Origin of the sequence: Tsukamurella soli (assembly GCF_039541155.1) — a bacterium.
GTDB lineage: Bacteria > Actinomycetota > Actinomycetes > Mycobacteriales > Mycobacteriaceae > Tsukamurella > Tsukamurella soli.
In genome coordinates, this window is the sequence record NZ_BAABFR010000137.1 from 1 (window position 1) to 10106 (window position 10106).

Here is a 10106-nt window from a genome sequence, read left to right on the forward strand (position 1 = left end):
CGGGCCGCGCGGCACCGTCCGGCGCGGCCCGAGCCGTGTACGGCGGACGCCCCGGGCACCCCGTGTATCTCGCCGCGCGGCACCGGGCGCGCCTGCTCCGGGTGCTGACCGGCGATCGCGGCGTGTGGCCGCACGTCACCGACGGGATCGAGGTGGAGTGCGGCGACCTCGCGACGGGTATCGACATCGACCGTCCGGGGGTGCCCGCGTGACGCACGCCGCCCTGCCCGAGGGCTTCGCAGAGGCCGTCGCCGGCGCGGGCGGCGCGCCGGTGGCGGTGGCGACGGTCACGGCGGTGATCGGTTCGGCGCCCGTGCCGGTGGGGGAGCAGATGCTGGTCGCCGGTGCGGGCGTGGCCGTCGGGAGCGTGTCCAACGGGTGCATCGACGCCGACGTCTACCTCGCGGCCCTGGACGTGCTGGCCGACGGCGGGGACGTGCTGCGCAGGTACGGCCCCGACGGCTCGCCGCTCGCGTCGGTCCTGACCTGCGGCGGCGTGGTCGAGATCGCGGTGGAGCGGTTCCCCACCCACTCGGGCGTGCTCGCCACGCTCGACGCGATCGCGGCGCGCGCGGGTCACCCGGCGGCGCCGCCTCGGTTGTACCTGGTGGGAGCGACCACGGTGGCGGCCCGGCTCGCCCGGATCGCGGGGCCGCTCGGCTACTCCACGGTGGTGATCGACCCGCGGCCGGTGTTCGCCGACCCGGCGCGGGTACCCGGTGCCGATGCGGTCGTACGGGCCTGGCCGGATCGCGAACTTCGCTCGGCGGCACTGGGTCCCGCGGACGCGGTCGTGGTGCTCACGCACGACGACCGGTTCGATGTCGCGGTGCTGCGCCACGCCCTGGCCGGCGGCGCGGGCTTCGTCGGCGCCCTCGGGTCGCGCCGGACCGCGGACCGGCTGCGTGCCGCGCTGCTCACCGAGGGCGTGCCCGAGGAGACCGTCGCGCGACTGCGGTCACCGGTCGGCGTGCCGATCGGATCCGTCGGACCCGCGGAGATCGCCGTGTCCATCGCGGCGGAGCTCATCGCGGTGCGACGGGCCGTGGTGGATCCCACACGGCCACGTTCCTCCCAGATGGAGATGTCGCCCTGCACGCATGTGCATGCGGAGCCGGTGCGACGGGGTGGGACGGTGGGCCTGTGACCCGAGCCGGAGTGAGCACAGAAAAGGCCCGCGACGGATCGTCGCGGGCCTGATCGAGGTGTGCGGTGTCAGCCGCGCACCACCTTGCCGGCCTTGATGCACGAGGTGCACACGTTGAGCCGCTTGGTCTGACCCGGCGCGACCTGTGCGCGGACGGTCTGGATGTTCGGGTTCCACCGGCGGTTGGTACGCCGATGAGAGTGCGACACCGACTTACCGAAGCCGGGGCCCTTGGCACAGACGTCGCAGACGGCAGCCATGTCGTGAACTCCTCATAATAGGTTTACAGCGTGCGTAGGCACCCGCGCAGGGCGCGAGGCAACCGTGCCAGCATAGCGGGCGCCCGGTTCGGTTGCCAAACCCGTGGGCCGGGGAGCGGGGACATCTGTTCGTTCGTCGCCGCGACCGAACCTGTCGGGGCGCCCCATTAGTCTGAAGGTCGGTTTCCACGCGACATCCCGGAGGTGCCATGACTGCCGAGGCAGGCGATACGTCGGCGGCCGCAGGGCCGGCCGCCGATCAGGCCCGGCTCGACGCTGCAGGCGTGATCGCGTGGCTGATCGCTGGTACGCGCGCCCTGGAACGCGCGGTGGACGAGATCAACGGCCTCAACGTGTTCCCCGTCGCGGACGCGGACACGGGCACCAACATGCTGGTCACGGTGCGTGCGGCGGCTACCGCGGCCATGCGGGCCCAGCGCGAGGCGGGTGACGCGCCGGTCGACGTCGCGGGTGCGACGGTGTCGGGCGCGGTCTCGGGCGCGCGCGGCAACTCCGGCGTCATCGTGTCGCAGGTGATGCGCGGCCTGGCCGACCACCTGAGCGACGACGGCGGGCTGGACGCGGCGGGGTTCTCGGCCGGCCTGGACGCGGCCGTGCGGCTGGTCACCCAGTCCGTCGCGGACCCGGTCGAGGGCACCATCCTGTCGGTGCTGCGCGCCGCGGCATGCGCCGCCGGGCGGTCGACGGTGCCGGTCGGGCTGCCCGCGGCCGCTCGTGCGGCCGCGGAAGCGGCGTTCGAGGCGCTGTTGCGCACGAGGGACCAGCTCGTGGACAACGCCCGCTTCGGGGTGGTGGACGCCGGCGGGCGCGGCCTGCTGGTGCTGCTCGACGCGCTGGTCGACATCACCTCCGGCGCTGCACCGGAGCGCCCCAGGTTCGACCGGGCGAGGCTGGACCGGCACGGCCCGGCACCGTCGGCGGGCGCCGCGCATCCGGATCGCGGAACGCCCCCGCGCGGCCCCCACGCCGAGTACGAGGTGATGTACCTGCTGCCCGACGCCGGCGCGGCCGCGGCCGACCGCCTGCGCGACGACCTGCAATCGTTCGGCGAGTCCGTGGTGGTGGTCGCCGACGCGGCCCCGGAACCCACCGCGACGTGGTCCGTGCACACGCACACCACCGAGCCGGGTCGGGCGATCCAGGCCGGCCTCAGCCACGGCGCGCTCCGCAGCATCGCCGTCAACGTGCTGCAGGACGCGGCCGGGCAGGTGCCACTCAAGGCGCTGCTGGACGCGCCCCGCGAACTGGTGGCGCTGGTGTCCGGCGACGGCGCCGCGGAGCTCTTCGCGGGGGCAGGTGCACAGGTCGTGCGCTGCGACGGCGGCATCACTCACGCGGAGTTGCTGGCGGCGCTGCACCCGTACTCCGGGCGCGAGGTGCTGCTGATGCCCAACGGCGCGCTGCCCACGCCGGAGCTGCTCGCCGTGGCCGCGCGCTCGCGGGAGTCGGGCGTGCTCGTGACGCTGCTGCCCACGTCGTCGATGGTGCAGGCGCTCGCGTCGCTGGCCGTGCACGACCCGGCGGGCCCGGTCGCCGACGACACGTTCTCGATGGCGGAGGCCGCCGCCTACGCGCGCTGTGGCTCGGTGATCGCCGTCGACGAGGATGCGCTCACGATCCTCGGCCCGTGCGGCCCCGGCGACTACCTCGGCATGGTCGGCGGCGAGGTGGTGGTGCTCGAGCAGGACCAGTACTCGGCGGGCGAGGCGCTGGCCGACCTGCTGCTGGCGACCGGCGGCGACATGGTGACGGTGCTGCTCGGCGAGTCCGCCGACGGTGACTTCGCGGACCGGGTGCGGGCCGCGCTGCGCCGCGACCGCTTCGAGGTGGAGGTGGTCGCCTATCGCGGGGGGCAGACGGGCTCCGTGATGGAGATCGGAGTGGAATGACAGCGCTGGGCGCCGGGCAGGGCGGCCACGTCGGTCCGCCGATCACCCTGGACACCACCCTGGTCGACGCGTTCGGCTCCGAGCGCGCCGAGCAGGCGACCGCTGAGCTGGGGGTGGTCACCGTCGGGGATCTGGTGCGGCACTTCCCGTTCCGGTACGAGGGCGGACTTCGGGCCGACGAGGGTACGCGCGCAACCATGCCGCGGATCGGCGACGACGTGGTGGTGCTGGGCACGATCGTCCGGGTGGTGCCGACCGACTTCCGGAAGAGCAACGTCAAGCGCCGTGGGCCCGCGCGGATCTTCAAGATGACGGTGAGCAACAAGGTCCGTCAGTACGACGTCACCTTCTTCGCGGCCATGGACCGGGTGATGATCCCCGGGCGGCGTGTGCTGCTGTCGGGGCGCCTCGGTGAGTTCCGGGGCAACCTGCAGCTGACCCACCCCGACTGGCTGCTGGTCCCCGACGAGACGCTCAGCCCCGCCGAGGCGATGCGAGAGACGCTCGCGGCACTGGACGGAGCGTCGGCTACCGGCGGCGCCGCGAAGACACCGGGGAAGGGCAAGGGGCGCAAGAGCAGTAGTGGGGCCGGCAGGTTGCTGCACACGCGGCTCGAGCTGCTGATGCACCCGCTGATCCCGATCTATCACGCGACCAAGCACATGCCCACCTGGACCACCATGTCGCTCGTCGCCGATGCGCTGGATCGTCTTGCGCCTGTACCGGAGTCGCTCGACGTGGCGTTTCTCGCCGCACACGGGCTGATGGAGCTTGACCGGGCGGTGCGCGTCGTGCACCAGCCGGAGCACCGCGCGGACGCTGCAGCTGCGCGGCGGCGGATCGCCTTCGACGAGGCGATCGCGATCCAGACGGTCCTCGCGCAGCGCGCGCAGAGCGAGGCCACTGCGGCCGCGCCTCCGCTGACGGGCGGCGACGGCATGCTCGAGCAGGAGCTGCGAGACCGGCTCCCGTTCACTCTCACCGGCGGTCAGGAGGCCGTGCTCGCCGAGATCACCGGCGACCTGGAGCGCAAGCGCCCGATGACGCGGCTGCTGCAGGGCGAGGTCGGCTCGGGCAAGACCCTGGTCGCGCTGCTCGCGATGCTGCGTGCCGTCGATGTCGGGCGGCAGGCGGTGCTGCTCGCGCCCACCGAGGTGCTCGCGACGCAGCACCTGCTCTCGATCCGGAAGATGCTGGGACCCTTGGCGATGGCCGGGCAGCTGGGCGCCGCCGAGCGGGCGACGACGGTCACCCTGCTGACCGGCTCGATGGGCACCAAGGCGCGGCGGGAGGCGCTGTTGCAGATCGTGACCGGGGAGGCCGGGATCGTGATCGGCACCCACGCGCTGCTCGAGGACACCGTCGACTACTTCGATCTCGGGCTCGTCGTGGTGGACGAGCAGCATCGGTTCGGCGTGGAGCAACGCGACCGGTTGCGCCGCCGCGGGCGGGACGGTGCCACGCCCCACCTGCTGGTGATGACGGCGACCCCGATCCCGCGCACGATCGCGCTCACGCAGTTCGGAGACATGGAGACGTCCGTGCTGTCCGAGCTGCCCCGCGGGCGGCAGGCGATCCAGACGTCGGTGGTGCCGGCGGACAATCAGGCGTGGGTCGCGCGGATGTGGAGCCGCGTCGATGAGGAGGTGGGCCGCGGCCGCCAGGTGTACGTGGTGTGCCCTCGCATCGGGCTCGACGACGAGAAGCCCGGCGGCGACGGGGAATTCACCGACGCCGACTATTCGTTCGACGTCGTGGACGCGCCGGTTCGCGGGGCCGCGACGAGCGGGTCGGGGACGAGCGGGTCGGGGAAGAGCGGGTCGGGGAAGAGCGGCTCGGAGGACGAGCGTGCCACCAAGCCCGATACGGCGTCGGCACTGCAGATGTACGAGGAGATCACCTCCGGGCCGCTGGGGCGCCGCCGCGTGGGGCTGCTGCACGGCCGGCTGCCTGCGGACGAGAAGGCCGCGACGATGGCGGATTTCGCGGCCGGAGAGATCGACATCCTGGTGTCGACCACGGTGATCGAGGTCGGTGTCGACGTGGCCAACGCCACCACGATGTTGGTGATGGACGCCGATCGGTTCGGGATCAGTCAGTTGCACCAGCTGCGCGGCCGCGTCGGCCGAGGTGGGCTGCCCGGCCTATGTCTGCTCGAGACGGCCACCGAGTCGGCGCGCACGATCGAGCGGCTGCAGGCGGTCGCCGCCACCCTCGACGGTTTCGAGCTCGCTCAGCTCGACCTGGAGTACCGCGGGTTCGGGGACATCCTCGGCGTCGACCAGTCCGGGATGGCGCGCCGCCTGAGCTGCCTCGACCTGGCGCGCGACGGTGACGTGTTGGAGGCGGCACGCGGATACGCCGTCATGGTGACCGCCGAGGACTCGGACCTGTCGGGGCACCCCGAGCTACGGGAGATCAACGCGGTGATCCTCGGCGGCGACAGGTTGGGGTATCTCGACAAAGCGTGACCGGTACGGTCTGCTCCGCGCGAAGGGGGCGATCCTCGGCGTGACGCGGGAGGCCACCGACCCGGGGTCTCCCCTCCGGGGCGCCGCCAGGCTAGCCTCGACGGATGCGGGTGATCGCACTGGAAGAGCATCTCGTCCTGCCCGAGGTCGCCGCCGCCAACCGGGACCTCCCTCCCGACCTGCGTTCGGGCTTCGATCTGCTGTCCGTGCGACGGGACGAGCTCGCCGCCGACCTGGCGGACCTCGAGGATCGCCGGATCGCGTTCATGGACACGTACGGTATCGACGTGCAGGTGCTCTCGCACAGCGGGCCCGGTGCCCAGCGGCTCGCCCCGGATCAGGCGACCGAGTTGACGCGACACATCAACGACACCGTCGCCGGCGCCGTCGCTCGTCACCCCGACCGGTTCGCGGCCTTTGCGACCCTGCCGACGCCCGCACCCGACGAAGCCGCCGATGAGCTGGCCCGGTGCGTCGGCGAACTCGGGTTCTGTGGCGCCATGGTGCACGGCCACACCGGCGGCCGTTACCTCGACCGCCCCGAGTTCGATCCGATCCTGGCAGCGGCGGCCGAGCTCGGGGTGCCGCTGTACCTGCATCCGGGCGAGCCTCCGGCGCCTGTGCGAGCGGCGTATTACTCGGACCTCGGCGTCGGCGAGCGGAGCCCGCTCGTCGAGCAACTCTTCGCGACAGCAGGTTGGGGCTGGCATGTGGACGCGGCCGTGCACGCCTTGCGTCTCGTCCTGACCGGCGCGTTCGATCGGCACCCCGAGTTGCAGATCATCCTCGGTCACTGGGGCGAGCTGATCCCGTACTACCTGGGGCGCATCGACCAGGTGATGAGCGGAGTGTCATCGCATCTGGCGAAGCCCGTGGGTACGTACCTCCAAGAGCACGTGTACATCACCCCGGCCGGGCTCGAGACCGTCCCGCCGCTGCTGTTGGCACTGAGTACGTTCGGCGCCGACCGCATCCTGTACTCCGTCGACTACCCGTACAGCGCGGGACGGACCGCGGGCTGGGACTTCATCGAATCCGCCCCGCTGTCGGAACTCGACAAGGCCAAGATCGCCCACCTCAACGCCGAGCGGCTGCTCCCGGGACTGCCGCGGGGCGAGTGACTCAGGGGGCCGCCGGGGCGAGCGCCGCGAGCTGGCGGCCCCAGAACTCAACGACCTGTTCGCGCCGTGCCGAGTCGTCGGACAGCAGGTCGGCCAGGCCGAGCCCGCGCGCCAGGTCCAGGGTCGCCTGCACGGCGCGGCGGGCGTCGGAGTCCTCGCGGTCGGCGCCGAGCAGACCCATCGCGATGCCGAACACCTCACGGGAGAAGCGGTTCTCGAACGGGAGCACTCGGGCCCGCAGCTCCTCGTCGCTGGCGGCCGCCGTCCACACGTGCAGCGCCGCCTTGAACAGTTCGTCGGTGTAGAAGTCGACGATCAGGCGCGCCACCGCGTACGGACGATCGGTACCGTCCGGCACCGCTCCGGCGGCCTCCCGGGCCTGGATGAGGCGCTTCTCGCCCATGTACTCGAGCGCGCCGGTGATCAGGTCCTCACGGGTGGGGAAGTGGTGCTGGGCCGCGCCGCGGCTGACGCCCGCCTGGCGTGCGACGCTGCCGACGGTGGTGGCGACCCACCCCTGCGCTGCGAGCGAGTCGATCGTGGTCTCCAGCAGCAGCTGGCGGGTGATGCGGCTGCGATCCTGTTGCGGCGCACGGACGCGCGATCGTTCGGGCATCCTGGGCCCCCTTCCGATCATCGCTGCTGCCGTATCTATCGCGTGCCGGTCACTGCGCCCAGGCGGGCTGCCGCTTGGAGATGAACGCGGTCAGCCCCTCGCGCGCCTCGTCCGACCCGAACAACCGGGCCGACTGCGCCGCCAGATCACCCGCGCGGGTGTCGAATCGCTGCAGCACATCGTGCCACAGCAACTGCTTCGTCTCCCGCAGGCCCTGCGGGGAGCACAGCCGGAGCGCCTGCAGGTGGGCGGCGACCGCACCGTCGAGATCCTCGGGGGCCCCGGAGATCAGGCCGACCCGCGCCGCCTCCGCCGGGCCGTACGTGCGCCCTGTGAGCAGCATGTCCGCTGCCACCCGGGTGCCGATGTGCGGCAGCACCACGAGCGACACGATCGCCGGAGCCAGCCCGAGCCGCGCCTCGGTGAGCGCGAAACTCGCCCTACCCGAGGCGAAGACGGTGTCGCACGAGCCCATCAGCCCGAACCCGCCGGCCCGAACGTGGCCGTCGATGCGGGCGATCACCGGCTTGGGGCAGGTGATGATGGACCGCATCGCGTCGACCATCTGCCGTGAGCGGAAGTCGGGGTCCGCGTTACCGGCGGCGGCAGCCTCCTTGAGATCGGCCCCCGCGCAGAATGTTCCGCCGGTGTGCGTGAGTACCACGGCCCGCGCGTCCGCGTCGCCGGCGGCGCGCCCCAGGTTCTCCGCGAGTTCGGCGACCAGCCGCGACGAGATGGCGTTGCGGTTGTGCGGGCTGTCGAGGATGACGTAGGCGGCGCCATCCCGGTTCTCGTACCGGACGTAGGGGTCGGTGGAGTCGGTCATCGGGTGTACCTCAGTAGCTCTTCGGGAGGCCGAGCGAGTGCTCGGCGATGAAGTTGAGGACCATCTCCCGGCTCACCGGCGCGATCCGGAACAGGCGCGAGGCCACCAGCATCTGGGCGAGCCCGTACTCGGTGGTCAGGCCGTTGCCGCCGAGCGTGTGAATGGCTCGGTCGACGGTCTTCGCCCCGGCCTCGCCGCCCGCGTACTTCGCCATGTTGGCGGCCTCGGCGGCGGCGAACTCCTGGCCGGCGTCGTACAGCGTGGCGGCCTTCTGCAGCATCAGCTTGGCCAGCTCGGTCTCCACCTTGAGCTCCGCGAGCGGATGCGCGATCGCCTGGTGCGCGCCGATCGGGGTGCGGAACACCGTGCGGCTCTTGGCATAGTCGACGGCGCGGCCGAGTGCGTACCGCGCGGAGCCGACGCCGCCGGCCGCGGCCATGATGCGCTCGGGATTGAGGCCGGCGAACAGCTGCGCGATGGCCGCATCCGGCTCGCCCACCAGGGCCTCGGCGGGCAGCCGCACGTCGTCGAAGAACAGCTGCCACTGCGACTCCGGCAGCCCCACCTCCATCTCGATCTTGGTGCGCTGCAGGCCGGGCGAGTCGGTGGGCATGAGGAACAGCGCGGGGCGCAGCTTCCCGGTCTTCGCGTCCTCGGTGCGGGACACCACCAGGATCACGTCGGCGAGCTCGACGCCGGAGATGAACGTCTTCTGTCCGCTGATGATCCAGTCGGATCCGTCCCGCCGGGCGGTGGTGGTGATGCGGTGGCTGTTGGAGCCGGCGTCGGGCTCGGTGATGGCGAACACGGCGATGGTCTCGCCGCTGGCGATGCCCGGCAGCCAGCGCTGCTTCTGCTCGTCCGTGCCGAAGCGGCTGATGATGGTGCCGTTGATCGCGGGGGACACCACCAGCATCAGCAGCGGGGCGCCGGCCGCGGCCAGTTCCTCGCCGACGATGCCGAGCTCGTACATCCCGGCGCCGCCGCCGCCGAACTCCTCGGCGATGTTCACGCCGATCAGACCGAGGTCACCGGCCGCGCGCCAGAGCTCCGTCGGGCCCTCACCGGCGCGCACCTTCTCGCGGATGTACTCGGGGCCGAACCGCTTCCCGAGGTCGGCGACGGTCTGCCGCAGCGCTATCCGCTCGTCGGACTCGATGACGTCCATGCTGATGCTCATGCCTGCTCCTCGTTCTCCAGTACGGCGACCACTGCGCCGGCGTCGATGTTCTGTCCCACCGCGACCGAGACCGCGGCGATGGTGCCGTCGGCCGGGGCGTTGATGGCGTGTTCCATCTTCATGGCCTCCATCCACAGCACCGGCTGGCCGGCGGTGACCGTGTCACCGGGGACCGCGCCGATCCGCGTGATCACGCCCGGCATGGGCGCGAGCATCGATCCGGATGCGGCGGCGGGGGCGCCGGACGGCAGCCGGTTCACCAAGGTGAGCGCGAGACCGCCACGGGCCGTATCGACCTCGGCGACGGTGGCGTCACCGTCGTACAGCGTGACGGCGACGGTGTGCCGGATCCCGCCCCGCTCCACCGCGACGGTGTGGGCGCCGCCCGCGCGCTCGGCGACGCCGGCGACGGTGACGTCACCGTCGGGGGTCACGGCGACGTCGGCACCTGCGTGGAACTCCCGGGTGTACGTGGGCCGCCCGACGTTGCGCCAGCCCGGCGGGACATGTGGGACCGGGCGCGCCGCGGCGGCCCGGCGGTCGAGCACCTCGGCGGCGGCACGCGCCGCGACAAG

9 protein-coding genes and 1 pseudogene are annotated in these 10106 nt (G+C 72.3%); 5 read left to right on the forward strand and 5 right to left on the reverse strand.

All coding sequences use genetic code 11. From position 1 onward, the window contains the following. Together ABD908_RS24775 and ABD908_RS24780 are read left to right on the forward strand one after the other, a co-directional pair. Positions 1-212 (forward strand): annotated as a pseudogene (locus ABD908_RS24775) (nucleotidyltransferase family protein); the annotation flags it as partial. Next, a complete protein-coding gene (locus tag ABD908_RS24780) occupies positions 209-1147 on the forward strand; it encodes an XdhC family protein (RefSeq protein ID WP_345001102.1) in 939 nt (312 codons plus the stop codon). The pseudogene ABD908_RS24775 and the gene ABD908_RS24780, both read left to right, overlap by 4 nt. A gap of 68 nt (positions 1148-1215) precedes the next feature. Here the strand turns inward: ABD908_RS24780 and rpmB are convergent, their stop codons facing one another. After that, positions 1216-1407 carry a 50S ribosomal protein L28 gene (gene rpmB, locus ABD908_RS24785; protein WP_345001105.1) on the reverse strand — a complete coding sequence of 64 codons (192 nt, stop codon included), beginning with the start codon at positions 1405-1407 and terminating at the stop codon, positions 1216-1218. A 209-nt stretch (positions 1408-1616) separates the two neighbouring features. Here rpmB and ABD908_RS24790 point away from each other — a divergent pair, with 209 nt between their 5' ends. From ABD908_RS24790 to ABD908_RS24800, 3 genes are all read left to right on the forward strand, one after another. Further along, positions 1617-3317 (forward strand): DAK2 domain-containing protein, encoded by a 1701-nt coding sequence (locus ABD908_RS24790; RefSeq protein WP_345001107.1) that lies wholly within the window; start codon positions 1617-1619, stop codon positions 3315-3317. Next, the gene (locus tag ABD908_RS24795) at positions 3314-5788 is read left to right on the forward strand and encodes an ATP-dependent DNA helicase RecG (RefSeq protein ID WP_345001109.1); all 2475 of its coding nucleotides are present in this window, start codon (positions 3314-3316) and stop codon (positions 5786-5788) included. Before ABD908_RS24790 ends, ABD908_RS24795 begins: the two co-directional genes overlap by 4 nt. 104 nt (positions 5789-5892) lie before the next feature. Next, on the forward strand, positions 5893-6909 hold the full coding sequence (locus tag ABD908_RS24800) for an amidohydrolase family protein (RefSeq protein WP_345001111.1): 1017 nt from the start codon (positions 5893-5895) through the stop codon (positions 6907-6909). Position 6910: 1 nt separating this feature from the next. On the opposite strand, the gene ABD908_RS24805 is transcribed toward ABD908_RS24800, so the two are convergent. The 4 genes from ABD908_RS24805 to ABD908_RS24820 all read right to left on the reverse strand — a co-directional run. Then, on the reverse strand, positions 6911-7525 hold the full coding sequence (locus ABD908_RS24805; RefSeq protein WP_345001113.1) for a TetR/AcrR family transcriptional regulator: 615 nt from the start codon (positions 7523-7525) through the stop codon (positions 6911-6913). A 49-nt stretch (positions 7526-7574) separates the two neighbouring features. Then, positions 7575-8351 carry an enoyl-CoA hydratase family protein gene (locus tag ABD908_RS24810; protein WP_345001116.1) on the reverse strand — a complete coding sequence of 259 codons (777 nt, stop codon included), beginning with the start codon at positions 8349-8351 and terminating at the stop codon, positions 7575-7577. A gap of 10 nt (positions 8352-8361) precedes the next feature. After that, a complete protein-coding gene (locus tag ABD908_RS24815; protein WP_345001118.1) occupies positions 8362-9531 on the reverse strand; it encodes an acyl-CoA dehydrogenase family protein in 1170 nt (389 codons plus the stop codon). Then, positions 9528-10106, reverse strand: a 579-nt coding sequence (locus ABD908_RS24820; RefSeq protein ID WP_345001120.1) for an acyl-CoA carboxylase biotin carboxyl carrier protein subunit, incomplete at its 5' end; no start/stop codon positions are given. The genes ABD908_RS24820 and ABD908_RS24815, both read right to left, overlap by 4 nt.

Coding starts and splice junctions, on each gene's coding strand:
- ABD908_RS24790 (WP_345001107.1), top strand. CDS start 1,617: ATGACTGCCGAGGCAGGCGATACGTCGGCGGCCGCAGGGCCGGCCGCC.
- rpmB (WP_345001105.1), bottom strand. CDS start 1,407: ATGGCTGCCGTCTGCGACGTCTGTGCCAAGGGCCCCGGCTTCGGTAAG.
- ABD908_RS24795 (WP_345001109.1), top strand. CDS start 3,314: ATGACAGCGCTGGGCGCCGGGCAGGGCGGCCACGTCGGTCCGCCGATC.
- ABD908_RS24810 (WP_345001116.1), bottom strand. CDS start 8,351: ATGACCGACTCCACCGACCCCTACGTCCGGTACGAGAACCGGGATGGC.
- ABD908_RS24800 (WP_345001111.1), top strand. CDS start 5,893: ATGCGGGTGATCGCACTGGAAGAGCATCTCGTCCTGCCCGAGGTCGCC.
- ABD908_RS24805 (WP_345001113.1), bottom strand. CDS start 7,525: ATGCCCGAACGATCGCGCGTCCGTGCGCCGCAACAGGATCGCAGCCGC.
- ABD908_RS24815 (WP_345001118.1), bottom strand. CDS start 9,531: ATGAGCATCAGCATGGACGTCATCGAGTCCGACGAGCGGATAGCGCTG.